Consider the following 25,464-nt stretch of genomic DNA (forward strand, 5'->3'; position numbering starts at 1 on the left):
GGGGGCGCATCCGTTATTTTCAGGAAGGATAAGGCGTGAAGGACGTTCTCGTAATCGGCGCAGGCGGCGTTTCATCGGTCGCGGTGCACAAGATGGCGAAGAACCCCGATTTGTTCGGGAAGATCACGCTGGCGAGCCGCCGCCGCTTCAAATGCGATGCGATCGCCGAGTCGGTGAAGGCGCGGTTTGGCGTGACGATCGATGTGGCGGAAGTGGATGCGGACGATGTGCCGGCGACCAGCGCGCTGATCGAGCGGGTGAAGCCGAACCTGCTGGTCAATCTGGCGCTGCCCTATCAGGACCTCAACCTGATGGACGCGTGCCTGAATACCGGCACCGATTATCTGGACACCGCCAATTACGAGCCGCGCGACGAGGCGCGATTCCATTATGGGTGGCAGTGGGATTATCAGGATCGCTTCAAGGACGCCGGGCTGATGGCGCTGCTGGGGTCGGGCTTCGATCCGGGTGTGACGTCGGTGTTTGCGATGTACATCAAGAAGCATCTGCTCGACACGATCCGCACGCTGGACATTCTGGACTGCAACGGCGGCGATCACGGCCAGCATTTCGCGACCAACTTCAACCCCGAGATCAACATCCGCGAGATCACTGCGCCCGCGCGACATTGGGAGAATGGCGACTGGGTCGAGACGCCTGCGCTGTCGTCGCGTCAGGTGTTCGAGTTCGATCAGGTCGGCGCGAAGAACATGTATCTGATGTACCATGAAGAGCTGGAGAGCCTGGTCAAGTTCCTGCCCGAGCTTCAGCGTGCGCGCTTCTGGATGACGTTTGGCGAGCAGTATCTGACGCATCTGCGCGTGTTGCAGAATGTCGGGCTGACCTCGATCGAGCCGATCATGTACGAAGGGCGCGAGATCGTGCCGTTGCAGTTCCTGAAGGCCGTGCTGCCCGAGCCATCGACGCTGGGCACGACGACCAAGGGCAAGACCAACATCGGCGACATCGCGACGGGTGAGAAGGACGGGGAAGAAAAGACCTTCTACGTCTATAACATCTGCGATCACGAGGATGCGTTCGAGGAAACCGGCAATCAGGCCGTGAGCTATACCACGGGCGTGCCAGCGATGATCGGGGCAGCGTTGATGCTGAACGGCCAGTGGCGCGGTGAGGGTGTTTTCAATATCGAGCAGTTCGATCCCGATCCGTTCATGGACATGCTGAACCAGCACGGGTTGCCGTGGCAGGTGCATGAGCTGGATGGGCCGTTGAAGTTTTAACTCGTCGTCACCCCAGCGAAAGCTGGGGTCTCGCGCCACGAGCCGTGCGCCAAGAGTAGGGAGGCCCCAGCTTTCGCTGGGGTGACGGGGTTATGGAAACTCGCGCTGAACCGCCTGTAATGTCCACCAAGGCTGGCGATCCCGGTGCATTCGCCGGGTTCGACCTGTCGCGTGTGCCGTCGCCTTGCTTCGTTGTGGATTCAGCGGCGGTCGAACGGAATCTCCAGACCATCGCTGACGTACGCGACCGGGCGGGGGTGAAGATCCTGCTCGCGCTCAAGGCGTTTTCGATGTGGTCGCTGGGCGATCTGGTCGGGCGATATCTGGACGGGGTGGCGACGTCGGGGCTGTATGAGGCGAAGCTGGCGGCGGACCATTATCATGGCGAGATCGCGACCTATTGCTCGGGGTACAAGGCCGCGGACATGGCGGAGATCTGCCGGATTTCGGATCATGTGATCTTCAACACGCCGTCGCAGCATGCGGCGATGAAGGGCGAGCTGGCGGCGGCGCGGGCGCGGGGTGAGGTGTTCGACGTGGGGCTGCGGCTCAATCCGATGCATTCGGAGGGCGAGGTCCAGAAATACGACCCGGCGCAACCGCATTCGCGGCTGGGGTTCCCGGCGGATCAGTTGCTGCCCGAGCATCTGGAGGGGGTGGACGGCATCCATGTGCATTCGCTGTGTGAGCAGGATTTTCCGCCGCTGCGGCGGACGTGGGAGGCGCTGCGGCCGCGGATCGCGCCATATTTCGGGCAGCTGAAATGGCTGAATTTCGGCGGCGGGCATCATATCACGCGGGCGGATTACCAGCGTGACGATCTGGTGGCGTTTTTGAAGGAATTGCGCGCCGAAACCGGGTTGGAAGTCGCGCTGGAGCCGGGGGAGGCGATTGCGCTGGATACCGGCATTCTGGTGGGGGAGTTCGTCGACCTGTTCGATAACGGCATGCCGATCGGGGTGGTGGATATTTCGGCGACTTGTCACATGCCCGATGTGATCGAGGCACCCTATCGCCCGGCGATGCTGGACGAAGGGGGCGACGTGCTGGTGCGGCTGGGCGGGCCGTCATGCCTGGCGGGCGATATCCTGGGTGATTACCGTTTCGTGACGCCGCCGGTGCCGGGACAGCGCTTCGCGTTTCTGGATCAGGCGCATTATTCGATGGTCAAGACGACCACGTTCAATGGTGTGCCGCTGCCAGCAATTGCATTGTGGGACAGCCGCGACGACAGCCTGCGCGTGGTGAAAAGCTTCGGTTACGAGGATTTCGCGGGACGGCTTTCCTGAACGGGTTCGACCATCGGTTTGGGTTCGACGCCCCATGATTGCAGGAATGCTACCACCCGGGGCATCCTGAGCAGCATCTCCCAGCTTTGCCCCATATTGGCGGGAAGCTGAATCAGGCCCAGTGCCGCGAGGCCGAACAGGATGGCGTTGGTTCGGCGCTCAGCGTAGCTGCTCTTGAGGTTCGACACGTCCTCGATCAGCGATTCCATCCGGTCGACCATGTCATGCGCATTGCGAAACCGTTCGTCGGTGCCGGTCGCCACCCGTACTTCGGTGAGGGCGTTTTTTTCCTTGGGATAGCGAAAAATGTTTCCCGAGCGATGGATCGAGGTCCAGCGAAACAGTTCGAGCCGCCGACGAAGGTTGGATTCGAGAATGCCGACATCGGTGACGAACCAGTGGTTGGCGCGGTCGAGCACGTCGCGCACATCGGCCATCGGCCGCGAGCGGCTGTGCAGGAAGGGCGAGGGCTGATCCCATGCCCGGCGCCACAGGGTGCGAACCCATTGTCCGGCGCCACGAATGCGCCGCCAGACCGTCTTGGGCGGCGATGCGGCGTAGATCATCCGCTCGATCCGGTTTTCGAGTTCGGTGACGACGAGTTCATCATGCACAGCAACCAGGAAGGTGAGCAGGAGGTAAGGGCAGGTGCCGAGCGCGGGGCGACCACGCTGATACGACCGCCACGCCTTTGCCACCTCCATCATGAAGCGGGGGTGGGTGAACAGCGCCGATTCCACCGAGCGCGCGGTCGGGCGAGTCGAATCATGGACTTCGGATTCGTCCTGCGCCGGGAAGTCGGGCACGCCCTGAGCCATGCCGGCAAAGGTGAGCAGCGGGCGCGAGTAGTGCGCCTTGCCCGCGATGTGGAATGGTGGTCGGACCGGCTTGCCGACATAGCGTTTGCGCCATGCTAGATCGAGCCTTTCCACCAGCGGCACGCCAGGCTCGGCGGTCTGCTCGCCGGGTGCGGCGGACGTGGTGCCGATAACGTTTTCAACCGGTTTGAACATGTCGATCGCATGTTCGGCGACCGCGAGCAGTCGATCGTCCTCCACCCCTATGCACAGTCGTTGAAGATGTGCGCCCTCGATTTTGCGGCGCTCAAGGCCGTCGCCGCCAAGGCCGTAAGGCTTGATGATGTGCCGGATACCGTTGCAAAGCATATCGTCCGGATCGGTTTCGAGCGCGCGTAGCCGTTGTTCGGCGAAGGCGGCGAGCGATACGGACTGTTTTTCGATGCCGCTGAATGAAAAGGCCGCGCAGGCGGTGTCGATCGCGCCGGTTTTGGGCGACAAGGCCAGCTGCTGAAGCTGGATCAGCGCATATTCGTCGATCGGCTGGGGCTGCTTCTCCGGCTGGGTCAGCGTGAGGATGTAGAAGAGCCGCCCGCTTTCAAACGCACAGAAACTGTCGCGCAGACGCAACTCGATGATCCGGTTTTGCTCGGGAACGCGCAGCGATGTCGTGACCCCTTCAAATTCATAGTCCCATTTCGGCTGGCGATGAAAATGGACGGTACGGCTGGCATCGTCGGGCGGCTGGGCGGAGGCGAGGAACAGGAAGGGGCGACCGTTGGTGCCCGGCGGGCCGGTGGTGACGTCGTCGAGGAAGGAGCGGACCGGTTCGACCAGATCGCCGAAAACGTCCGGGCCAAGGTCTGTCCCGGTCGCCTTGTCTGGCATTTTCTTCCGTCGTTCGAGTTCGTCGTCGCGCCGTTTCTTGTCCGCGAGCATGCGGGTCATCAGCGTCTTCAGCCGAAACGCCACCCGTTCGCGCGTGCGATCAGCGGGATAGAGTGCGTCGAGAATGGCGGGGCGTTCGCGTGGGAGATAGCGCAGTTCGAAAGCAAAGCTGAACGATGTCCGCTTCAAGGCGGTAAAGATCGGCGCTTCGTGCCGACTGATCCGTATCATCCCCCGTTACCCCCGCGCCTGTCGCTTCGCAGCGCCATAGACTTAGCACCCGCCCTTCGCATGCCAAGCCCCGGGGGCTTTCGTATGCTGCGCTGCGGTGATAGGGGCGCGCGCATGCTGAATCTTTCCGGAATCACCGTCCGCCTGGGCGGGCGCACGATCATCGACCGCGCCAGTGCCGCGCTGCCCCCGCGCGGGCGCATCGGCCTGATCGGGCGGAACGGCGCGGGCAAGTCGACGCTGGTCAAGGTGATTGCGGGGCAGATCGACCCGGACGAGGGCAGCGCGGACATGCCGAGGGGCGCGCGGCTGGGCTATCTGGCGCAGGAAGCGCCGTCGGGACAGGCGACGCCGTTCGAGAAGGTGCTGGAGGCCGATGTCGAGCGCGCCGCGCTGATGGCGGAGGCCGAGGGGCTGGAAGATCCCGACCGGCTGGGCGAGATTCACGAGCGGCTGGGGGCGATCGACGCCTATACCGCGCCATCGCGGGCGGCGCGGATTCTGGTCGGCCTTGGGTTCGACGAGGATGCGCAGCACCGGCCGCTGGACAGTTTTTCGGGCGGGTGGAAGATGCGCGTCGCGCTCGCGGCGTTGCTGTTCAGCCAGCCCGACCTGCTGCTGCTCGATGAGCCTTCGAATCACCTCGATCTGGAAGCGGTGCTGTGGCTTGAGGATTTCCTGAAATCCTATCCGGCGACGATCGTGATCGTCAGCCATGAGCGCGATTTCCTGAACAATGTGGTCGATCACATCCTGCACCTGGATCGTGGCAAACTGACGCTGTATCCGGGCGGCTATGACGCGTTCGAGCGGCAGCGGGCCGAGCGGCAGGCGCAGCAGGCGGCGGCGCGTGAGAAGCAGCAGGCGGAGCGGGCGAAGCTGCAGGACTTTGTGGCGCGCAATTCCGCACGCGCATCGACCGCGAAACAGGCACAGTCGCGCGCCAAGGCACTGGCGCGGATGCAGCCAATCGCGGCGGTGATGGACGACCCGACACTGGCGTTCGGCTTTCCCGATCCCGATCAGTTACGCCCGCCGCTGATCACGCTGGACATGGCGAGCGTCGGCTATGGCGACACGCCGATCCTGTCGCGGCTGAATTTACGTGTCGATCCCGATGACCGGATCGCGTTGCTGGGCCGCAATGGCAACGGCAAGACCACGCTGGCGCGATTGCTGGCGGCGCAGCTGACGCCGATGGAGGGCGAGAAGGCGGCGTCGACGAAGATGCGGGTGGGCTATTTCACCCAGTATCAGGTCGAGGAACTGCACAGCGACGATACGCCGTTCGACCATATGCAGCGGTTGATGGATGGCGAGAAGCCGTCCTTCGTACGTGCGCAGCTCGGACGGTTCGGCTTCGCTGGCGACAAGGCGATGACGAAGGTCGGCAAGCTGTCCGGCGGTGAGCGCGCGCGGCTGGCGCTGGCGCTGATTACGCGTGACGCGCCGCACATGCTGATCCTCGATGAGCCGACCAACCACCTTGATGTGGATTCGCGTGAGGCGTTGATTCAGGCGCTGACGGCGTATCAGGGCTGTGTCGTGATCGTCAGCCACGACCGGCACATGATCGAGATGACGGCGGACCGGCTGGTGCTGGTCGATAGCGGGACGGCCAAGCCGTTCGAGGGCAATCTGGACGATTATATCGCGTTCGTCCTGTCGAAGGAGCCGAAGACGCCGGAGTCCAAGGCGAACCGCAAGGAGGAGCGACGCGCGGCGGCGGAGGCGCGGGAGAAGGGCAATGCCATGCGCAAGGCAGCGAAGGCAGCGGAGTCGGAGATGGCGAAGCTGAACGAGCAACTGAGCGCGATCGAGCGCGCGATGTTCGATCCCGCGACCGCGTCGGCGGACTTGACCAAGCTGACGATGACCGAGCTGATGAAGCGGCGCGGTGAGGTGCAGAAGGCGATCGGCGCGGCTGAGGTCGTGTGGATGGAGGCGAGCGAGGCGCTGGAGGGAATTGCGGCTTGAGCGCCGGAAGCTGCTGAACTTTGGCAATCGCGGTCGTCCACCACCCGCTCTACGTCGCGCCTGCCCCGGCGCGCAGTGGCTATCAGTGGAACAAGAACGGGCTGGTCCGCGACCTGTTGCGCGATCTGGACGATGCGCTGGAATGGCATGAACCGGAAGCGATGCCGCGCGATTGGATCGAGGCGGTGCATGACCCGGACTATGTTGCCGAGGTGATCGAGTGCCGGGTGCCGCGTGAGAAGGAGCGGCGGATCGGCTTTCCGGTTACCGAAGCGGTGGCGGCGCGGGCGCTGGTGGTGCCGGGTGGCACTTATCTGGCCGCGAAGCTAGCGTGTCAGCGCGGGTTTGCGGCGAACACGGGGGGCGGGAGCCATCATGCGCTCTATGCCACGGGCGCGGGCTATTGCATCTTTAACGATCTGGCGATTGCGGCAAACCGGCTGGCGAGTGAGGGGCAGCGCGTGCTGATCGTCGATTGCGACGTGCATCAGGGGGACGGGACGGCGTCGTTGATGGCGGGGCGGACCGAAGTTGCGACTTATTCGATCCATGCCGAGAAGAATTTTCCGGTGCGAAAGGCCAGGTCCACGCTGGACGTCGGGCTGCCCGATGGTGCGGATGATGTGGCGTATATGGAGGCGCTGACGACGACCTTGCCCCGGCTGGTCGAGGATTTTGCGCCGACGCTGATCCTGTGCCAGGCCGGCGTCGATCCGTGGGCGGGGGACCGGCTGGGGCGGCTGGCGGTCAGTCATGAGGGGCTGCTGGTCCGTGACCGGTGGATAGCGACGATGGCGCGGTCGCGCGGACTGCCGCTGGCGAGCGCGCTGGGCGGGGGATATGGGACCGATGCGATGGAAGTTTCGGCGCGGCATGTCGCGTCGATCTTGGCGCTTGGCGGGACAGGGTAACGAACTGGCTGCAAAGAACGGGTTGCAACGTCCTCCCATCATTCTACCTTCCGCAGTTACCGCCCCGGGCGTAGAGGGCGCAGACCATGATTGCAGGAAGAGACTGAATGGCCAGTGCGGTCCACCAGGTGACGCCGGAGGAGGCTTCGGCCAATCCGCCACCGGAAGCGGTTGTCGTAAGATTTGCCGGGGACTCCGGCGACGGAATGCAGCTGACCGGGGGGCAGTTCACGCTGTCCGCCGCGCTGGCGGGTAACGATCTGGCGACATTCCCTGATTTTCCGGCGGAAATCCGTGCGCCGCAGGGGACGCTGTTCGGGGTTTCTGCATTTCAGATCAATTTCGGATCGGTGGCGATCGAGACTGCGGGCGATGCGCCCGACGTGCTGGTCGCGATGAACCCGGCGGCGCTGAAGACCAATGCGCCCGATTTGAAGCCCGGCGGGCTGATCATCGCGGACGAGGGTGAGTTCAACAAGCGCAATTTGGACAAGGCGAAGTACGACAGCAACCCGCTGGAGGACGACAGCCTGGCCAAGTGGCAGTTGCTGAAGCTCAACATCTCGCAGCTGACGCTGGAAGCGGTGAAGCCGTTCGGCCTTGGCAACAAGGAAGCGCTGCGCTGCAAGAACATGTGGACGCTGGGTCTGGCGCTGTGGATGTTCGACCGCGACCGCGCGCCGTTGATCCAGTGGTTGAAGGACAAGTTTGCCAAGGCACCGGAGTTGGCGGAGGCGAACATCGCCGCGCTGAATGCGGGCCATGCTTATGGCGAGACGGCGGAGCTGGGCGCGCAGGGGATTACGCAGCTGCACGTCGCGGCGGCACCGGTGGAGCCGGGGCTGTATCGGACCGTCACGGGTGCGGAGGCGATTTCGATGGGGCTGGTCGCAGGCGCACAGCTGGCGGATTTGCCGATGTTCTTTGGCGGCTACCCGATCACCCCGGCGTCGGCGATCCTGCATTATCTGAGCCGGTTGAAGGAATTCGGCGTCACGACGTTTCAGGCGGAGGACGAGATTGCGGCGATCGCGTCGGCGCTGGGCGCGTCTTACGCGGGGCAGCTGGGGGTTACGTCGTCATCGGGTCCGGGCATCGCGCTGAAGGGCGAGGCGATGGGGCTGGCGATCATGACCGAGCTGCCGCTGATCATCGTCAATTCGCAGCGCGGCGGGCCATCGACCGGGTTGCCGACCAAGACCGAGCAGTCCGACCTGTATCAGGCGGTTTACGGTCGCAACGGCGATGCGCCGATGCCGGTGCTGGCCGCGCGCTCCGCCGCCGACTGCTTCGACGTGGCGATCGAAGCAGTGCGGATCGCGACGCAATACATGACGCCGGTAATGCTGCTGACCGACGGCTATATCGCCAATGCCGCTGAGCCGTGGAAGGTGCCGGATATGGGCGGTTACGAGCCGTTCCCGGTGACGTTCAAGACCGACGTGCCGGGCGAAGGGGAGAAATTCCTGCCCTATGCGCGCGACGAGAAGCTGGCGCGGCCGTGGGTGAAGCCGGGCACGCCGGGGCTGTTGCATCGCATCGGCGGGATCGAGAAGCAGATCGGCACCGGCAACCTCGATTATTCGGCTGACAATCACCAGGCGATGACCAATATCCGCCGCGACAAGGTAGCCGGGATCGACATTCCCGATCAGGTGGTCGAGCAGGGCGAGGCGGGCGGAAAGCTGGTCGTGGTCGGCTGGGGTTCGACCTATGGACCGATCACGCAGGCGGTGCGACGGGCGCGGCGCAAGGGGCTGGATGTGAGCCACGTTCACATTCGCCATATCTGGCCGATGCCGAAGAATTTGGGTGAATTGTTGAGGGGTTACGAGAATATCCTCGTTCCTGAAATGAACACCGGGCAGTTGAAGACGGTGCTGCGCGATCAGTTTCTGGTGGACGCCAAGCCGCTGAATAAGGTGTCGGGACAGCCGTTCCGGATTGTCGAGATCGAGGACGCCATCGCCAGCTTCTTCGACGACAAGCCCGGCCATGCGGGTGGCGACCTGCCCGCCGACGACACCCAGCTACCTTCGGCGGAATCAGGACATGACGACGGTTCGCTGCGCGGCAAGACTTCGCCGCAATCGGCTTGATCGGGAATAGAATTATGAACGAGATGACCACCATCAAACCGTCGACGCCCAAGGACTGGGAAACCGATCAGGAGGTCCGCTGGTGCCCGGGTTGCGGGGACTATGCGATCCTGAAGGCCGTGCAGCGGACGATGCCGGAGATCGGCGGGACGCCGGAGAATACGGTGTTCGTGAGCGGGATCGGATGTTCGTCGCGCTTTCCCTATTATATGGAGACGTACGGCTTTCACACGATCCACGGGCGTGCCCCGGCGGTGGCGACGGGGGTGAAGCTGGCCAATCCCAAGCTGGACGTGTGGATCATCACCGGGGACGGCGACGGGCTGTCGATCGGTGGCAATCACACGATGCACCTGTTGCGGCGGAACCTGAATTGTCAGGTGCTGCTGTTCAACAACGAGATTTATGGGCTGACCAAGGGACAATATTCGCCGACCTCGCGCGAGGGGACGCGGTCACCCTCGACGCCGTTCGGGTCGGTCGATCATCCGGCCAAGCCGTGCGCGTTCGCGCTGGGTTCGGGTGCGCGGTTCATCGGGCGCGGGATCGACGTGAACAAGAATTTGCCGACGGTGCTGAAGGCGGCGCATGCGCATCAGGGCACTGGCTTTGTCGAGATTTTCCAGAACTGCATCGTTTATAATGCCGATGTGTTCGCGCCGTTCGTGGACAAGGCCAATGCCGGGCATCAATTGTGGGTCGAGCATGGCCAGCCATTGGTGTTCGACAAGGGAACCAAGGGGCTGGCGCTGGATGTCGAGCGGCTGGCGTTGAAAGTGATCGACATTGTCGACGGCGACGTGTCCGGCGTGGTCGTGCACGATCAGACCAACCGAGGCCTGGCGCATATGCTGGTCGAGATGCCGTTCGGCCCGTTTCCGATGGCGCTGGGCGTGATTTACGACGACCCTGCACCGACGTTCGAGAGCGCGGTGGTGGCGCAGAACCGGGCTGCCAGCGACGGCAAGGTCGCGGACCTGCAGAAATTGGTGAGCAAGGGACAGACGTGGCAGGTGGAGAAGGAGCCACGGGCAGAGTAAGTCCGGGGCATGGATAACCTGACCCATAGCCTGGTCGGCGCACTGATCGGACAAACCGGGCTGAAGAAGCTGTCCGGGCTGGGCATGCCGACGCTGATCATCGCGGCGAATATCCCGGATATCGACGCCGCCTGTACCGTCTATGGCATCCCCTCGCTGGCGATGCGGCGCGGGCTGACGCATGGGCCGATCGCGATGATCGTGCTGCCGGTGCTGTTGACCGCAATCATGGTCGCGTTCGACCGCTGGCAGACGCGGCGGGGCAAGCGACCGGCGGCGCGGGCACCGGTGCGCGTGTCGCAATTGCTGCTGCTCGCGCTGGTCGGGACGCTGAGCCACCCGGCGTTCGACTGGCTGAACAGCTATGGCATCCGGCTGCTGGAGCCGTTCTCGCACCAATGGTTCTATGGCGACAGCATCTTCATCATCGATCTGTGGATGTGGGCGCTGCTGATCGGGGGGCTGATCTGGTCGATACGGGCGGCGCGACGCGGCGGCGACTGGCAGCGGCGGGGGCAGATCGTCGCGCTGGCGCTGTCGGCATATGTCCTGGGCAACGGGATCGCGACCGGCGTTGCAGAGCGGCGGACGGCGCAGTGGGTGCGGGCGACCTATGGCATCGAGCCGGATATGGTGGTGGCGAACCCCGTGCCGCTTGCAATCTGGCAGCGCGAGATGCTGTGGCGGGGCGGGGGGCGTTATGGTGGGCGTGACCTCAATCTGGCACAGGGTGTGTTGCCGACATTGTTCGCCAGCGGCGTGACTGAGCCGACGACGATTGGCATGGATGATCCGCACATCGGCGAGGCCACGCGCAACGACGCCAATGTCAAAGCGTTCCTGTTCTGGGCGCGGATGCCGATCGCGCAACGTCAGGCGAATGGCGACATCGTGCTGCGCGACCAGCGTTTCGCCAATCCGCTGATGGGCGATCGGTTCAGCGTGCGGATCGCGCCGGATACCGCGCAGTGACGAGCATCCTGTGGTTTCGTCGCGACCTGCGCCTGGCCGATCAGGCCGCCCTGGTTGCAGCGGCGGCCGAGGGTCCGGTCGTGCCGGTCTATATTCTGGACGACGAGACGCCGAAACATCGCGCGATGGGCGGGGCATCGCGCTGGTGGCTGCACCACAGTCTGCACTCGCTCGACGCCAGTCTGCGGGAGAGGGGATCGCGGCTGATCCTGCGGCGGGGTAAATCGGATGAGGTGCTGGCGGCACTTGCCGAGGAGAGCGGCGCGGATCGGGTGCATTGCATCCGGCATTACGAGCCATGGTGGCGCAATGCCGAGCGCGCGGTCGCGAAGCGCGTGGAACTGGTGTGCCATGACGGGAACTATCTGGCGCCGCCGGGGTCGGTGACCACCGGGGCGGGGGGGATGTACAAGATCTACACGCCGTTCTGGCGCGCGTTGAAGGAGCGGATGCCGCCAGCGAAGCCCGTGCGAGCGCCTAGGGATATTCCGGCACCGCCGCACTGGCCAAAATCCGACAAGCTGGCCGAATGGGGGTTGCTGCCGACCAAGCCCGACTGGGCGACCGGCTTTGCGAAGGAATGGACGCCGGGCGAGGCGGGCGCTCGGGCGCGGGTTGCGGCATTCGTGGATCGGGCGGATCGTTATGACCAGCGGCGAAATTTGCCGTCGGTCGAGGGCAGTTCGCGCATGTCGCCGCATTTGCATTTTGGCGAGGTGTCACCCGGCTATGTATGGAGTCGCGTCGCCGATACGGGCGGGTCGGTCGACGTGTTTCTGAGCGAGCTGGGCTGGCGGGATTATGCGCAGAATGTGATCCTGCAATTCCCCGACTATGGCGCGAAGAATGCCCGCGACAAATTCGACGCGCTGCCGTGGCGGTCGAGCAAGGCCGAACTGCGCGCATGGCAGCAGGGGCGGACCGGCTATCCGATCGTCGATGCCGGGATGCGGCAGCTTTGGACGACGGGGTGGATGCATAATCGCGTGCGGATGATCGCGGCGTCGTTCCTGATCAAGCATCTGTTGATCGACTGGCGCGAGGGCGAGAAATGGTTCTGGGACACGCTGGTCGATGCCGATTACGGGTCGAACGCGGTCAACTGGCAGTGGACGTCGGGGACGGGCGTGGACAGCAACATGTTCGTGCGGATCATGGCCCCGTTGAGCCAGTCGGAGAAGTTCGACGCGGCGGGCTATATCCGTGAATGGGTGCCAGAGCTGGCGAAGCTGAGTGATGGCGTTATCCATGACCCGGACGAGCATGGCTGTCGTCCGCGCGATTATCCGGCCAAGATCATCGGGCATCGTGAGGCGCGGGAGCGCGCGTTGGCGGCGGCGCGGCACGTTTGACCCTTGCCTGACTGAAGCCCGCGTGGTTTGTGCGCGCGGGATGCACGGAACGGCACGAAACAGGGGCCGCCGGGACGGTCGGGGCGACGGCGCGGGGGCGTCAGGACAGGGAGTGCTCGCCGCGCTCCTGAGCCCGTTTCTGCACAAATTGCTCGACCGGATCGATAGCGGATTGGCGGAAGGCGCGATCGAGGCGACGTTGCCGGACGGCGCGCGGCGGCGGCTGGGCGGGCGGGAGCCGGGGCCGGTGGCGATCGTCGAGTTACGCAGCTGGCGGGCACTATGGCGGCTGGCGACGGGCGGATCGGTTGGGTGGTACGAGGCGTGGCAGGCGGGAGAATGGGCGAGTCCCGATCCGGTGCCGCTGTTCGACCTGTTCGTGCGCAACCGCGCGACACTGGGCGATGCGGGGCGAGCGCATGGCGTGACGCGGCTGGCGAAGCGCGTGTGGCACTGGCTGAACCGGAACGATCGCGAGCGGGCGCGGCGCAACATTGCCTATCACTATGACCTCGGGAACGATTTCTACGCGCCGTGGCTGGACCCGAGCATGACCTATTCCAGCGCGATCTTTGCCGCGCCGGACATGTCGATGCAGGCGGGGCAGGACGCGAAGCTGGCGGCGGTACTGGCGCGGACGGCGACCGGGCCGGGGGATCGCATCCTGGAGATCGGGTGCGGTTGGGGTTCGTTTGCGGAGCTGGCAGCGCGCGAAGGGCGTGCGTTGCATGGCATAACCTTGTCGGTCGAGCAGCAGGCGCATGTCGAGGCGCGGATGGCGGCGGCGGGGCTGGACGGGGTGACCGTCGGGCTGACCGATTATCGCGACGTGACCGGCGAATATGACGCGGTGGCGAGCATCGAAATGGTCGAAGCGGTGGGGGAGGCGTATTGGCCGGACTATTTGGCGACGATCGCCCGCGTGCTGAAGCCCGGCGGGCGGGCGGCGATCCAGTATATCGCAATCGACGATGCGATCTTTGAATCCTATGCGCGCAATGTCGATTTCATCCAGACCTATGTGTTTCCGGGCGGGATGCTGCTTTCGGAAAGCCGGTTTCGGGCGATTGCGGCGGAGAATGGTCTGCGCTGGACGGACCGGCACGAGTTCGGGCTGGACTATGCCGAGACGTTGAAGCGGTGGCGCGAGACGTTCGATGCGGCGGTTGCCGAGGGGCGGTTGCCAGCGGAATTCGACCCGCATTTCATCGACTTCTGGCGATATTATCTGATGTATTGCGAAGGCGGGTTTCGCGGTGGCGGGATCTGGGTAGCACAGGTTACGCTGATAAAAGATTAGGGAGAGCGGTGATGCGGGCGATCGGGATTGTGCTAGGCGCGCTGGCGCTGTGGGGATGTGCGCCGACACCGAAGATGACCGCACCGGAAGCTCCCGCCGCGCAGGACGAAGCGCGGTTGCGTCAAGTGGGCGCAGCGGTGTTGTTCTGGTCGCAGGAGGAGCGGCTGCGCAATTTCCCGGCGATGGAGAAGATCTTCCCTGGCAATGTGGTGAAGGCCGGGGGCAGGGTGAAGCCGTTGCCCGATGGCGTGCCATTGCCGATAGCGGCGACCGAGGTTGAGGCGTTCATGGCGGCGCAGAATGTCGCGGGCCTGCTGGTGCTTCAGGACGGCAAGGTACGGCTGGAGCGATACGCGCTGGGCTATTCGCGCGAGGGGCGCTGGACGAGCTTTTCGGTGGCGAAGTCGGTGACGTCGACGCTGGTCGGCGCGGCGATCCGGGACGGGTATATCAAGTCGCTGGACGAGCCGGTAACGAAGTATATCCCCGATCTGGCCGGGGCGGGCTATGACGGGGTGACGATCCGGCAGATCCTGACGATGACGTCCGGCGTGCGCTGGAACGAGGATTATACCGACCCCAACAGCGATGTGGCGCGGATGTTTGCGGAGGCGGTGCTGGCGGGGGCGGACCCGACCGTCGCCTATATGCGCAAGCTGCCACGGATGGACGCGCCGGGGACGAAGTTCGTCTACAAGACCGGCGAGACGAACCTGAGCGGCGTGCTGGTGCGGCGGGCGACGGGCAGGAAGCTGGCCGATTATCTGAGCGAGAAGGTTTGGCAGCGCTATGGCATGGAGCGCGATGCGTTCTGGATGACCGATACCAGCGGTGGCGAAGTCAGCGGGTGCTGCCTGTCGGTGTCGCTGCGGGACTATGCGCGGATCGGGCAGATGGCGCTGGAGGGCGGCGCGGGGATCGTGCCGGACGGGTGGTTTGCCGATGCGACACGGACGCATGCGACGTTCCCCGGCGGCGGCTATGGCTATCAATGGTGGACTATGCCGGGTGGGGTCTATGCGGCACAGGGGATTTTCGGGCAGGTGATTATGGTCGATCCGGCAAGCAAGCTAGTGATGGTGGCGAGCAGCGCGTGGCCGAAGGCGACCGATCGGGCGATGGCGCAGGACCGACAAGCGTTTGCGTTGAAGGTGCTGGCGGCGGCGAAGAAATAAATGCCGACCTGTCCTCACCCTTCCGGCGCTCCGCGCCTCCCTCCCTCTCCCAAGGGGAGAGGGATTTAGTTTGTCGCCACCGGAACCCAGATTTCGACCGGGCCGCTGGCCATGACGGGGTCGAAGCTTTCGCCGTAGCGCTCGAACCGGGGGCCGGGGGCGAGGCGGTTGGCGGGGAGCCAGTCGGTCAGGATTTTCGGCCAGAGCGCGCGCATGTCGCGGACATGGCCGTCATGGGCGAATACGGCATAGTGAGTGGCGGGGATGTCGATGGCATCCCTCCCGCTGGGTAGCGGGTCCGGCAGGGCGATCTCGACGCCGGTGAGGTAGTCGAAGCGGTCCTGCCCCGGATGGGCGTGATCGCCGCAGAACACGCCATATGCCACCTGCGACCGCTGGCCGGGGATCGGGCCGAGTCCGATCAGTTCGATCCATTGCTTCCGCGTCGTCTCAGCAAGCTTGGCGGCGATATGCGTGCGGCGAAGGCCAGCAATGCGCAGCGGTCCACCGCGCTGGAACCGTGGCGTCATGCCCGCAGGCGCTCGATCGCTTGAGCCAGAGCGACGTAGAGCTTGCCCATGTCGGAGGACAGCAGGGTGACGCCGAGCGGGGAGCCGTCACGCAGGGCCAGCACCTGGCGCAACATCGCCTCGAAATCATGGATGTAGCGGTTGACCTGTTCGCGAAACTGAGGGTCGCCGTCGTAGAGCGAGGCGACTTCGCGGGCCTCGCCATTGTCGAGCAGGCGGACGGCGCGGCGGGTGAAGACGCCGCGGTCGCCCTTCAGATACGCGGCCCAGGCGCTGTCGGACACTTCGTGAGCGAAGGATTTGGTGATGTCGATCGAGGCGGAGTTCAGCGCCTCGACAAGCAGCGACACGCGGCGCGCGAAATTGTCGCGGTCGGCGGTTTCGCGCTCGGTGCGCGCTTCCTCGATCCGGCGCTCGACGGTGGCGGAGGCTTCGCCGATGGTGAGCATCTGTTGCGTCAGGCGTTCGGAGGCGCGAGTGGCGGCGTTGACGGCGCCCTCCGCGACTTCGCCAAGTTCGACCAGCTGGTGGCGGACGCTCGCGTCGATGGCGCGGCGCATTGCGGCGGTGCTGGCATCCTCCAGCTGGCGGCTGGCTTCGGGGACGAGGGTGGCGAGTGTGTTCCGCGCCTGATCCGCAGCGGCAGATGCGGTTTCGCGGATGCGGAGCAGGGCGTCGACCAATTGCGGCGCGGCGTCCTCGGCAAAGCGCATGGTGTTGGCGATGGTGCGATCGACGATTGCCTCCAGCTCCTCGGTCTTGTCATGGCCCGAGTCGAGCGTTTCGAGCAACGATGCCTGCGTCTTGGCGAGGGTGTCGCGCTGTTTGGCGACGACGTCGGCGATCGCCTCGATCGCGTCGTGCGTGCTTTCGGCGGCGGTGACGAGGGCGAGGAGTTCGGGCTTGGCCCCGGCGATGACGGTGCGGGTGGTGCCGATGCGCTTTTCGAGCCGGACCAGCGCGTCGGGCATGGTCTCGTCGATTTCGCGGGCCGAGGCGTCGAGCGCGGTGAGCAATTCCTCGGCGGTGGCGATGACCTGACGGGCATTGTGCTCGCCGATCTTGAGCGTTTCGGACATCGCGGTTGCCGATCCGTCAAGCGCGCTGATCGAGGCGGCGAGCGCCTGCGTGCGCTCCATCCCGGCGGTGTGGAGCGACGCCAACTGGCCGTCAGCCTGGGCAATGCCGCCGGTGACGCTGGCCAGCATGATGTCGATGCGGGTTTGTTCTTCACCCAGTCGTTCGGCGATGCGGCCGATTGTGTCCTCGACACTGGCGATGCGGGTGCCGACGGTGTCGATACTGTCGCGCCCGGCCTTGTCCAGAGCGGCCTGATTGGCGGCGAGCATGGCCAGCATCGCTTCGCCCTGAGTCGCGATGCCCTTGCGTGCTTCGTCGACGGCGTTGGCGGTGCGGTCGAGCATGGTGTCGACGGTGGTCGACATCTGGTCGGCGACTGCCTCCAGCCGCGTTCCGGCGGTTTCGCTGGTCGCTTCCATCTTGGCGATGTGCGCGGCGAGGCGTTGCGCGGCACCCCCGGCGACTTCGTCGGCGGTGCGACCGCGTTCGGCGAGGGCGGCAAGCTGGGCGTCGAGGGCCGAGGCGTGCTCACCCGCTTTCAGTCCGGCGCTGTCCAGCGTCGCGGCCATGCCGGACATCTGGTCGTGCGCTTTGGGAAGCGAGGCGAGGATGATGCCGACACTTTTTTCGGCGGTGGTCGCGCTTTCGACGAGGGTTTTCGCGCTGGCGTCGATCGAGCGGGCCTCGGCGGCCATGCCATTGGAGACGGCCTGAAGCCGTTCGGCGGCACCGTCGCCCATCGCCATCAATGCGGTGGTCTGCGCGGCGAGGGCGGCGCGGTTTTCCTCGATCTTGCGCGAGAGCGTGGCGACGACGCGTTCGAGGCTGGCGGCTTCATCGCGCATCGAGCGGGCGGTCGAGCCGAAGCGGCGGGCCTCGGCGCGGCTGCTGCGGCGGGCGAGCAGCCATAGGATGCCGATGAGGGCGGGGGGGACGCACAAAGCGGCGATGAGTTGAACGAGTTCGACGGGAGGCAGGGTGGTGGTCGTCAGGACGGGCTGAAGCAGCCAGCCCATGACGCCGAACCAGGCGACGGTCAGGCCGATAGCGAGGAGGGGGACGCCCCATTCGCGCGGGGCAGGGGCGGGCTCGTCGTTCGCGTCCTCCGCCGGATCATAGGCCGGATGCGCGGCCGATGTCGGCACCGGTTCCTCGACGAGCATAAGCCCGTCATCCTCGACGGCGGTCAGGCCAGTCAGTTTCGTTCCCCCGTTCATTGTCCCGGTTTAGCACGGTTCGCGGCACAAGGAATAGCGCCGCGAAACGAGTCGTTAAGCACGCGATTTTACAAGCGGGGCATGGCGTATGATCCCGGTGCAATCGATGCGACTCTGGCGGCGGCGGTGGGCGATGAGCCCGGCCTGATCGCGGAGCTTCGTGAAGCGTTTCTCGACAGTGCGAAGCGTGGCCTGTCCGCGCTGAACGATGCCGACGACCCCGAGGGGTGGCGCGGCGCGGCATTGCGGCTGAAGGGGCTGGCGGCGAGTTTCGGCGCGGTGCGGCTGATGGCGTTGGCACAGGAAGCGGCGGATGCGCAGGCGGGCGATCGCGGCGTGATGCGCAAGCTGGAGCGGGCGGTCGAGCGGCTGTAGTCGCCGGAAAGTCTCAAAGGTCACACCTGCTTTCGCGGGCTGACGACGTTGACAGTCTTGACATTTATGGCGTGTTGTCACGCGATGGTGTCAAGCGGCGTGGATCGACGGTTTCAAAGAGCGGCGGCGAGTTAAGCGGTTGAAATCCAACATTTCAAGGTGTTGGATTGGTGCTGGTTGATGACACCGCCTTGCCCTTCATTTGATGCGAGGAAGAAGAAGCTGGGTCCCGGGTCAAGCCCGGGATGACGAAGGGTGTGGGTGCGCTGAGAACTTATCGGGTTGCATTGGCATCCCCCTTGTCGTCACCCCGGCCTTGAGCCGGGGCCTAGCTGCCTTCACGCCAGTTCGTCATAGAGATCGCGCCAGTCGGGATTCCCCCGCTTGATCAGCTCGAATTTCCATTCTCGACGCCAGCGTTTCACCCGCTTTTCATGCTCGACGCAGGCGACGATGTCGTCGCCGCGTTCGGCCCAGACGAGGCGAGTCAGGCCGTGTTTCGCGCAAAAGTCGGACCCCTCGCCATTGCGGTGTTGGTGAACACGAGCTGCGATGTGTGAGGTCACACCGACATACATCGTGCCGCGATAGCGGTTGGCCATGATGTAAACCCAGCCGCCCTGTGGTTCCCGATCCATCGGTCGATGGAAGTAGAAGCTGGGTCCCGGGTCAAGCCCGGGATGACGATAGGTTGGGTAAGGTTGACTAGGCCTTCCGCCCCAATTCCCGCATCGCGTCGTCCAGTCCGGCCAGCGTCAGTGGGTACATGCGGTCGTTCACCAGTTCCTTCACGATGCGGACGGATTGGGAATAGCCCCATTGTTCTTCCGGAATCGGGTTCAGCCACACCGTGGCGGGATAGGTGTTGGTCAGGCGTTGCATCCAGCTGCTGCCCGCTTCCTCGTTATAATGTTCGACCGAGCCGCCGGGGTGGGTGATTTCGTAGGGGGACATGGAGGCGTCGCCGACGAAGATCACTTTATAGTCGTGGCCGAATTTGTGGAGCACGTCCCAGGTGGGGGTGCGCTCCTGAAAGCGGCGGCGATTGTCCTTCCACACGCCTTCGTAGAGGCAGTTGTGGAAGTAGAAGAATTCGAGGTTTTTGAATTCTGACGTCGCGGCGCTGAACAATTCTTCGCAGAGCTTGACCCACGGGTCCATCGATCCGCCGACGTCGAGGAAGAGGAGGAGCTTGACCGCATTGTGGCGTTCGGGGCGCATGTGGATGTCGAGCCAGCCCTGGCGCGCGGTGCCGTTGATCGTGGCGTCGATGTCGAGTTCGTCGGCCGCCCCATCACGGGCGAAACGGCGCAGGCGGCGCATCGCGACCTTGATATTGCGGGTGCCGAGTTCGCGGGTTGAGTCGAGGTTCTTGAACTCGCGCTGATCCCAGACTTTGAGGGCGCGTTTGTGCTGGCTTTCGCCGCCGATGCGGACGCCCTCCGGGTTATAGCCTGAATTACCGTAGGGGGATGTGCCGCCGGTACCGACCCATTTGTTGCCGCCCTGATGACGGCCCTGTTGTTCTTCGAGCCGCTTTTTGAGCGTCTCCATGATCTCGTCCCAGTCGCCGAGCGATTTGATTGCGGCCATCTCCTCGGGCGTCAGATATTTTTCGGCGACGGCTTTGAGCCAGTCCTCGGGGATTTCGGCGGTTTGCGTGCCGAAAGTGGTGGCGATGCCGCGAAAGACTTTGGCGAAGACCTGATCGAAGCGGTCGAGCAGGCCTTCGTCCTTCACGAAGGTGGTGCGGGCGAGATAGTAGAAGGCCTCCGGCGTGCGGTCGATGACGTCGCGGTCGAGCGCTTCGAGCAGGACGAGGTGCTCCTTCAGGCTGGCCTGGATGCCGGCGGCGCGGAGTTCGTCGATGAAGGAGAAAAACATGGGCGACCCGCCATTCCACTCATGCGGGCCTGCGAAGCGCGAAATTCTGTGCTCCGGTGCTCAAGTGCCTTAAGCACGCTGCGCTCCGGTGCTCGAATTTCACACTTCTCGGCTCCACCTGAGCGAAATGGCGGGCCACCCATTGTGGGGAGTTTGGCGGGGGTTGGGGCTGACGTCCACCCACTTCCTCCGTCACCCCGGGCTCGACCCGGGGTCCCGCTGCCTTGCCCGGTCGAAGAAGCGGGACCCCGGGTCAAGCCCGGGGTGACGGGAATGGAGGTTGGGGTCGGGTTTTACCGCGCGTAGGCGTCGATCAGGGAGCCTACATAATCCGGGCTGCGGCCCGTCAGCTCGGGGGCGGGGCGGGCGCGCGCCAGTTTGGTGCCGCTGGCCGGGCGGCCATAGATGAAGCCATGGACGGGATAGGTGGTGCTGCCGAGGCCGCGGGTGTCGCGATACCAGACCTTCACTTGCGTCCAGTCGCCGCGCGGGGAGACGTCGTGGAGGGTGACGTCCTGTTCGACTTGCCCGCGCTTGCCGTCGAAGCGCGACCAATTGGCGTGGGTGACCATGACCACGCGCGGTTCGATCACGCGGCTGACGACCGAGACGTGGCCGAGGGGGAGCGGGCGGGATTTGGCGAAGGCGACGACGGCGCCGACTTCAGGGGTGTCGCCGCGCTGATATTTGCTGCCGGCTTGGCTCCACCAGGTCCAGGCGTCACCCCAGATCTGGATGCCGGAAACCTGGCGCGCAAAGGGCACGCATTCACCAACATAGTTCAGGATCGACGCCGATGTCGGTGCCGCGAGGAGGAATGCGGCACCGAGCATCGTGAGTCCGATCCGGCGGGGGGTCCGGTTCGACTTCATGTTGCCGGGATAGCGGGTCAGGCGCTGAGGAATGGTTTGCGGGTGGGGTTAAGGGGGTGGTGACCATGAATGGGTGAGTGACCTTTCCTCCCCCGCCAGGGGGAGGTGGCGCGAAGCGACGGAGGGGGAGGAAGCACAACGCTCGTTCTGGCATCCTCCCCCTCCGTCAGGCTGCGCCTGACACCTCCCCCTGGCGGGGGAGGATTGTGACGCTTTACACACCCCGCACAGCTTCCTATCGACCCGCCATGACAGGCCCCAGCGAATCCATCCTCATCGTCGATTTCGGTAGCCAGGTGACTCAGCTGATCGCGCGGCGCGTGCGGGAGGCGGGGGTCTATAGCGAGATCGCGCCGTTCACGACCGCCGCCGAAGCGTTTGAGCGAATGAAGCCGGGTGGAGTGATCCTGTCGGGGTCGCCGGCATCGGTGCTGGACGACGAATCGCCGCGCGTGCCGGACGTGATCCTGGAGAGCGGGCTGCCACTGTTGGGCATTTGCTATGGGCAGCAAGTGCTGATGCAGCAGTTGGGCGGGGCGGTGAGCAGCGGCGATGGTGGCGAGTTTGGCCGGGCGTTCATCGAGATCGGCGATGATTGCGCGCTGTTCAACGGCATGTGGGCCGAGGGCGAAACGCATCAGGTGTGGATGAGCCATGGCGACAAGGTGACGGCGCTGGCCCCCGGCTTCCGCCCGGTCGCGGCGAGCGCGGGCGCGCCGTACGCCGTGATCGCCGACGACGAGCGGCGCTACTACGCGATGCAGTTCCACCCCGAGGTGGTGCACACCCCCGATGGCGGCAAGCTGCTGGCGAATTTCGTGCGGCATGTCTGTGGCCTCAAGGGCGACTGGACGATGGCGGAGTTCCGCCAGGCGAAGATCGACGAAATCCGCAAGCAGGTGGGTTCGGGTCGCGTGATCTGCGGGTTGTCCGGTGGCGTCGATTCGGCGGTGGCGGCAGTGCTGATCCATGAGGCGATTGGCGAGCAGCTGACCTGCGTGTATGTCGATCACGGGCTGATGCGCGCGGGCGAGAGCGAGCAGGTCGTGTCGCTGTTCCGCGGGCATTACAACATCCCGCTGATCCATGTGAACGCGGAGACGCTGTTCCTGAACGGGCTCGCCGGAGTCACCGATCCCGAGGCGAAGCGGAAGTTCATCGGCAAGACGTTTATCGAGGTGTTCGAGGACGAGGCGAAGAAGATCGGCGGGGCGGATTTCCTGGCGCAGGGGACGCTGTACCCGGATGTGATCGAGAGCGTGTCGTTCACCGGTGGCCCTTCGGTAACGATCAAGAGCCACCATAATGTCGGCGGGCTTCCCGAGCGCATGAACATGAAGCTGGTCGAGCCGCTGCGCGAATTGTTCAAGGACGAGGTGCGTGCGCTAGGGCGCGAATTGGGGCTGCCGGAGATTTTCGTGGGGCGGCATCCGTTCCCCGGACCCGGCCTCGCGATCCGCATTCCGGGCGAAGTGACCAAGGAACGCTGTGACATTCTGCGCAAGGCGGATGCGGTGTATCTGGAGGAAATCCGCAACGCCGGATTGTACGACGCGATCTGGCAGGCGTTCGCGGTGCTGTTGCCGGTCAAGACGGTCGGCGTGATGGGCGACGGGCGGACCTATGAGAGCGTGTGCGGGCTGCGTGCGGTGACATCGACCGATGGGATGACGGCGGATGTCTATCCGTTCGACGCGAGCTTCCTGACCCGCGTGGCGACGCGGATCGTCAACGAGGTGAAGGGGGTCAATCGGGTGGTTTACGATTATACCTCGAAGCCGCCTGGGACGATTGAGTGGGAGTGAACAGCTATTCCTGTTTCGACTTTCGGCTGGAGTCCGAGGTCGAGCTGAAGGAATTGGCTGAGGCTGAGGATGACCGGCCGGCGGTGGCGATCCGGTTGGGCGCGGTGCCCGAAGCGATCGACAGGGCCGAGCGTGGGCCGCACGGGATTCAGGTTGCGGGCGACCGGGTGTTGCTGAGCATTCCGCGGACGGCGCGCTATCTCGTGACCGGCGGGCGTGAGATCGTGGTTGAGCCGATCGCGGGCGGGTCGGAACGTAATTTGCGGTTGTTTTTGCTGGGTTCGGCGCTGGGCATCTTGTGTTTTCAACGCGGGTTGCTGTTGCTCCATGCCAATGCCGTGGTCGTGAATGGCGGGGCGGTGGCGTTTGCCGGGGATTCGGGGGCGGGCAAATCGACGCTGGCGGCGTGGTTTGCGCGCGCGGGCTATCCGGTGCTGTGCGACGATGTGTGCGCGGTGCGGGTCGCCGATGGGCGCGCGGTGACCTGGCCGGGGCTGCCGCGGCTGAAGCTGTGGGGCGAGGCGGCGGTGGCGTTCGGGCATGAGCGCGACGCGCTGGACGTGGCGATCGAGGGGCTGGACAAATATCATGTGCCGGTGGTGGCGCAGGGCAGTGCCGATGCGATCCCGCTGCGGGAGGTGAATTTGCTGGCGCGGGCGGAGGGGGATATTCCTCCCGCGCGCGAGGCGATGAGTGGCGCGGCGGCGATGGCGGCGTTGATGGCGCAGACCTATCGCGGCGAATATCTGGCGACGATGGGGCTGACGCGCTGGCATTTCGAGCAATGCGCGGCGCTGGCGCGGGCGGTGAAGCTGTTCGCGACGCCGCGACTTTGGGGCTATGACCGGATCGACGATGAGGGAAAGCGGCTTGAGGCTGCGATCCGGGGATAGGAGAATATCGTGCGGATAGTGGCGATGATGGCGGGACTGGCGGCGGTGGCCGGCTGTGCCGGGGCGGCTCCGGCGGACAATGCGGAAACGGGGAATTTGACGGTGACGCAGGATGCTCCGAAGATTTCGTCCAAGCCCGTACCGGGTGAACTGCCCGCGCGGCCGTTGCTGAATGTCGCGCCGGGCGCGATCGCGCTGGTCGACGCCAAGAGCGGATCGTCGCGCGAACTGGCGTTCGGGGCGGAGAAGGATGTCGTGCTGACTGCGGTTGGCCGCGCGCTGGATGCGCCGGTCGAGAGCGGGGTCAACCGCGAGTGCGGCGAGGGGGCGATGGACTATGCCAAGTTCAAGGGCGGACCGGCCTTGTGGTTTCAGGAGGGCAAGCTCGTCGGCTGGTTTCTGGACGATGCGAAAAGCCGGGTGACGACCGCGTCGGGCACGGGAATCGGGTCAGTGCGCAGCGAAGTGGCGGATGCGCTGGCGATCAGCGACCAGCCTGACAGCACGCTGGGCCGTGAGTTCAGCACGGAGAATGGGACATTGTCGGGGTTGCTTGATGGGGCAGGCGATCAGGCGAAAGTGACCGCGTTGTGGTCCGGGCAGGTGTGCCTGTTCCGATGATCGCGCTGTACGGCATCCCCAATTGCGACACGGTGAAGAAAGCGCGGGTGTGGCTCGACGCCAACCGCATCGCCTATGAGTTTCACGACTATAAGAAGGAAGGCGCGGACCCGGCACGGCTGGCGCGCTGGGCGGAGCAGGCGGGGTGGGAGAAGCTGCTCAACCGCGCGGGGACGACGTTTCGCAAGCTGAACGAGGCGGACAAGGCCGAGATCGACGCGGCCAAGGCGCTTCGGCTGATGGAGGCGCAGCCGTCGCTGATAAAGCGACCCGTGGCCGAATATCGCGGTGGCGTGCTGGTGGGGTTCAGGCCTGAAGCTTATGCCGAAGCGTTCCTGTAACGAAACGATTGGCAAACACTTCGTTTAGGGTAGGTTGCGCGCCATCGAACGACCGAAGGGAGAGGTCCGATGGCCAATGGTTTCACGCAAAAAGTGCCCGTCTGGTTTACCGTCGTCGCGGTAATCCTGTTGCTGTGGGGGCTGATGGGGTGTGCGTCCTTCTATGCGCATATGGTTTATGGCCCTGCGCTCGATCCAAATGCGACCGACTGGGACCGTGAATATTATGCGGCGGAACAGACGTGGCAGCGGGTTGTCTATGCCATCGCGGTGGTGACCGGGCTGCTCGGGTCGATCGCTTTGCTCGCCAAGTCGAAATGGGCGGTAACACTCTATGCCGTGTCGCTGGTCGCGGTGGTCGTGATGTTCGGTTACATCTTTCTCGCCACTGAGTTGATCGCGGTGAAGGGTGTTTGGACGACCTATTTCCCGGCACTGGTGTTCGTCGTCGGGGCGTTCCAACTGTGGTTTGCTGCGATGGCACGCGGACGCGCCTGGATCGGCTGAGCATATTCGGGGCCACGGGCGGCTGCCCGTGACCCCGAACCCACGCGCCGGCGCGGGATGACCGGAT

General features: G+C 64.6%; 22 protein-coding genes. 16 read left to right on the forward strand and 6 right to left on the reverse strand.

All coding sequences use genetic code 11. From position 1 onward, the window contains the following. Positions 1-35: 35 nt before the first annotated feature. Both U1702_RS04020 and U1702_RS04025 read left to right on the forward strand, forming a co-directional pair. Entirely contained in the window at positions 36-1,241 is a 1,206-nt protein-coding gene (locus tag U1702_RS04020; RefSeq protein ID WP_332722271.1) for a saccharopine dehydrogenase family protein, read from the forward strand. 119 nt (positions 1,242-1,360) lie between these two features. Continuing rightward, a complete protein-coding gene (locus U1702_RS04025; RefSeq protein ID WP_332722273.1) occupies positions 1,361-2,530 on the forward strand; it encodes a carboxynorspermidine decarboxylase in 1,170 nt (389 codons plus the stop codon). Here U1702_RS04025 and U1702_RS04030 read toward each other — a convergent pair. Beyond that, positions 2,500-4,446: a hypothetical protein gene (locus U1702_RS04030; protein ID WP_332722275.1), complete on the reverse strand. Its 1,947-nt coding sequence runs from the start codon at positions 4,444-4,446 to the stop codon at positions 2,500-2,502. The two genes, U1702_RS04025 and U1702_RS04030, sit on opposite strands and share 31 nt — an antisense overlap. A 114-nt stretch (positions 4,447-4,560) precedes the next feature. Here U1702_RS04030 and U1702_RS04035 point away from each other — a divergent pair, with 114 nt between their 5' ends. From U1702_RS04035 to U1702_RS04070, 8 genes are all read left to right on the forward strand, one after another. Beyond that, a complete protein-coding gene (locus tag U1702_RS04035; RefSeq protein ID WP_332722277.1) occupies positions 4,561-6,423 on the forward strand; it encodes an ABC-F family ATP-binding cassette domain-containing protein in 1,863 nt (620 codons plus the stop codon). Between the two features lie 20 nt (positions 6,424-6,443). Next, positions 6,444-7,334: a histone deacetylase family protein gene (locus U1702_RS04040; protein WP_332722279.1), complete on the forward strand. Its 891-nt coding sequence runs from the start codon at positions 6,444-6,446 to the stop codon at positions 7,332-7,334. Positions 7,335-7,441: 107 nt separating this feature from the next. Next, positions 7,442-9,433, forward strand: coding sequence for a 2-oxoacid:acceptor oxidoreductase subunit alpha (locus tag U1702_RS04045; RefSeq protein WP_332722281.1), 1,992 nt, complete (start codon positions 7,442-7,444; stop codon positions 9,431-9,433). Between the two features lie 14 nt (positions 9,434-9,447). Next, complete coding sequence (locus tag U1702_RS04050) at positions 9,448-10,473, forward strand: 2-oxoacid:ferredoxin oxidoreductase subunit beta (protein ID WP_332722282.1); 1,026 nt, start codon at positions 9,448-9,450, stop codon at positions 10,471-10,473. Between the two features lie 9 nt (positions 10,474-10,482). Continuing rightward, positions 10,483-11,445 carry a metal-dependent hydrolase gene (locus U1702_RS04055; protein ID WP_332722284.1) on the forward strand — a complete coding sequence of 321 codons (963 nt, stop codon included), beginning with the start codon at positions 10,483-10,485 and terminating at the stop codon, positions 11,443-11,445. Next, a complete protein-coding gene (locus U1702_RS04060; RefSeq protein ID WP_332722286.1) occupies positions 11,442-12,797 on the forward strand; it encodes a cryptochrome/photolyase family protein in 1,356 nt (451 codons plus the stop codon). The genes U1702_RS04055 and U1702_RS04060 overlap by 4 nt, the downstream gene beginning before the upstream one ends. Before the next feature lie 40 nt (positions 12,798-12,837). After that, positions 12,838-14,097 (forward strand): class I SAM-dependent methyltransferase, encoded by a 1,260-nt coding sequence (locus tag U1702_RS04065; RefSeq protein WP_443026801.1) that lies wholly within the window; start codon positions 12,838-12,840, stop codon positions 14,095-14,097. An 11-nt stretch (positions 14,098-14,108) separates the two neighbouring features. Then, positions 14,109-15,272, forward strand: a complete 1,164-nt coding sequence (locus U1702_RS04070) for a serine hydrolase domain-containing protein (RefSeq protein ID WP_332722290.1) — start codon at positions 14,109-14,111, stop codon at positions 15,270-15,272. 65 nt (positions 15,273-15,337) lie between these two features. Here the strand turns inward: U1702_RS04070 and U1702_RS04075 are convergent, their stop codons facing one another. Together U1702_RS04075 and U1702_RS04080 are read right to left on the reverse strand one after the other, a co-directional pair. Further along, complete coding sequence (locus U1702_RS04075) at positions 15,338-15,802, reverse strand: GyrI-like domain-containing protein (protein WP_332722291.1); 465 nt, start codon at positions 15,800-15,802, stop codon at positions 15,338-15,340. Continuing rightward, complete coding sequence (locus tag U1702_RS04080; RefSeq protein WP_332722293.1) at positions 15,799-18,099, reverse strand: hypothetical protein; 2,301 nt, start codon at positions 18,097-18,099, stop codon at positions 15,799-15,801. The genes U1702_RS04075 and U1702_RS04080 overlap by 4 nt, the downstream gene beginning before the upstream one ends. A gap of 81 nt (positions 18,100-18,180) precedes the next feature. Here U1702_RS04080 and U1702_RS04085 point away from each other — a divergent pair, with 81 nt between their 5' ends. After that, a complete protein-coding gene (locus U1702_RS04085; RefSeq protein WP_332722295.1) occupies positions 18,181-18,474 on the forward strand; it encodes an Hpt domain-containing protein in 294 nt (97 codons plus the stop codon). A gap of 338 nt (positions 18,475-18,812) precedes the next feature. On the opposite strand, the gene U1702_RS04090 is transcribed toward U1702_RS04085, so the two are convergent. The 3 genes from U1702_RS04090 to U1702_RS04100 all read right to left on the reverse strand — a co-directional run bounded on the left by U1702_RS04090 (position 18,813) and on the right by U1702_RS04100 (position 21,230). Continuing rightward, positions 18,813-19,112 carry a GIY-YIG nuclease family protein gene (locus tag U1702_RS04090; protein ID WP_332722297.1) on the reverse strand — a complete coding sequence of 100 codons (300 nt, stop codon included), beginning with the start codon at positions 19,110-19,112 and terminating at the stop codon, positions 18,813-18,815. 67 nt (positions 19,113-19,179) lie between these two features. Then, positions 19,180-20,358 carry a vWA domain-containing protein gene (locus U1702_RS04095; RefSeq protein WP_332722299.1) on the reverse strand — a complete coding sequence of 393 codons (1,179 nt, stop codon included), beginning with the start codon at positions 20,356-20,358 and terminating at the stop codon, positions 19,180-19,182. A 293-nt stretch (positions 20,359-20,651) separates the two neighbouring features. After that, positions 20,652-21,230, reverse strand: coding sequence for a CHAP domain-containing protein (locus U1702_RS04100; protein WP_332722301.1), 579 nt, complete (start codon positions 21,228-21,230; stop codon positions 20,652-20,654). Positions 21,231-21,478: 248 nt separating this feature from the next. Here U1702_RS04100 and guaA point away from each other — a divergent pair, with 248 nt between their 5' ends. The 5 genes from guaA (at position 21,479) to U1702_RS04125 (ending at position 25,397) form a co-directional block, all read left to right on the forward strand. Next, a complete protein-coding gene (gene guaA, locus U1702_RS04105; protein ID WP_332722302.1) occupies positions 21,479-23,035 on the forward strand; it encodes a glutamine-hydrolyzing GMP synthase in 1,557 nt (518 codons plus the stop codon). After that, positions 23,032-23,928 (forward strand): hypothetical protein, encoded by an 897-nt coding sequence (locus U1702_RS04110; protein WP_332722304.1) that lies wholly within the window; start codon positions 23,032-23,034, stop codon positions 23,926-23,928. The genes guaA and U1702_RS04110 overlap by 4 nt, the downstream gene beginning before the upstream one ends. A gap of 9 nt (positions 23,929-23,937) precedes the next feature. After that, positions 23,938-24,549, forward strand: a complete 612-nt coding sequence (locus U1702_RS04115) for a hypothetical protein (protein ID WP_332722305.1) — start codon at positions 23,938-23,940, stop codon at positions 24,547-24,549. Further along, the gene (locus U1702_RS04120; protein WP_332722307.1) at positions 24,546-24,890 is read left to right on the forward strand and encodes an ArsC family reductase; all 345 of its coding nucleotides are present in this window, start codon (positions 24,546-24,548) and stop codon (positions 24,888-24,890) included. The genes U1702_RS04115 and U1702_RS04120 overlap by 4 nt, the downstream gene beginning before the upstream one ends. A gap of 69 nt (positions 24,891-24,959) precedes the next feature. Next, a complete protein-coding gene (locus tag U1702_RS04125; protein ID WP_332722309.1) occupies positions 24,960-25,397 on the forward strand; it encodes a hypothetical protein in 438 nt (145 codons plus the stop codon). Positions 25,398-25,464 lie beyond the last annotated feature (67 nt).

The organism is Sphingomonas sp. LT1P40 (genome assembly GCF_036663835.1).
Classification (GTDB): domain Bacteria; phylum Pseudomonadota; class Alphaproteobacteria; order Sphingomonadales; family Sphingomonadaceae; genus Sphingomonas.

What these genes read in the sequence shown, in the direction of transcription:
- guaA (WP_332722302.1), top strand. Translation starts at nt 21,479, where the DNA reads ATGACAGGCCCCAGCGAATCCATCCTCATCGTCGATTTCGGTAGCCAG.
- U1702_RS04070 (WP_332722290.1), top strand. Translation starts at nt 14,109, where the DNA reads ATGCGGGCGATCGGGATTGTGCTAGGCGCGCTGGCGCTGTGGGGATGT.
- U1702_RS04045 (WP_332722281.1), top strand. Translation starts at nt 7,442, where the DNA reads ATGGCCAGTGCGGTCCACCAGGTGACGCCGGAGGAGGCTTCGGCCAAT.
- U1702_RS04080 (WP_332722293.1), bottom strand. Translation starts at nt 18,099, where the DNA reads ATGAACGGGGGAACGAAACTGACTGGCCTGACCGCCGTCGAGGATGAC.
- U1702_RS04095 (WP_332722299.1), bottom strand. Translation starts at nt 20,358, where the DNA reads ATGTTTTTCTCCTTCATCGACGAACTCCGCGCCGCCGGCATCCAGGCC.
- U1702_RS04075 (WP_332722291.1), bottom strand. Translation starts at nt 15,802, where the DNA reads ATGACGCCACGGTTCCAGCGCGGTGGACCGCTGCGCATTGCTGGCCTT.
- U1702_RS04100 (WP_332722301.1), bottom strand. Translation starts at nt 21,230, where the DNA reads ATGAAGTCGAACCGGACCCCCCGCCGGATCGGACTCACGATGCTCGGT.
- U1702_RS04050 (WP_332722282.1), top strand. Translation starts at nt 9,448, where the DNA reads ATGAACGAGATGACCACCATCAAACCGTCGACGCCCAAGGACTGGGAA.
- U1702_RS04125 (WP_332722309.1), top strand. Translation starts at nt 24,960, where the DNA reads ATGGCCAATGGTTTCACGCAAAAAGTGCCCGTCTGGTTTACCGTCGTC.
- U1702_RS04120 (WP_332722307.1), top strand. Translation starts at nt 24,546, where the DNA reads ATGATCGCGCTGTACGGCATCCCCAATTGCGACACGGTGAAGAAAGCG.
- U1702_RS04025 (WP_332722273.1), top strand. Translation starts at nt 1,361, where the DNA reads ATGTCCACCAAGGCTGGCGATCCCGGTGCATTCGCCGGGTTCGACCTG.
- U1702_RS04035 (WP_332722277.1), top strand. Translation starts at nt 4,561, where the DNA reads ATGCTGAATCTTTCCGGAATCACCGTCCGCCTGGGCGGGCGCACGATC.
- U1702_RS04085 (WP_332722295.1), top strand. Translation starts at nt 18,181, where the DNA reads ATGGCGTATGATCCCGGTGCAATCGATGCGACTCTGGCGGCGGCGGTG.
- U1702_RS04065 (WP_443026801.1), top strand. Translation starts at nt 12,838, where the DNA reads ATGCACGGAACGGCACGAAACAGGGGCCGCCGGGACGGTCGGGGCGAC.
- U1702_RS04055 (WP_332722284.1), top strand. Translation starts at nt 10,483, where the DNA reads ATGGATAACCTGACCCATAGCCTGGTCGGCGCACTGATCGGACAAACC.
- U1702_RS04030 (WP_332722275.1), bottom strand. Translation starts at nt 4,446, where the DNA reads ATGATACGGATCAGTCGGCACGAAGCGCCGATCTTTACCGCCTTGAAG.
- U1702_RS04090 (WP_332722297.1), bottom strand. Translation starts at nt 19,112, where the DNA reads ATGGATCGGGAACCACAGGGCGGCTGGGTTTACATCATGGCCAACCGC.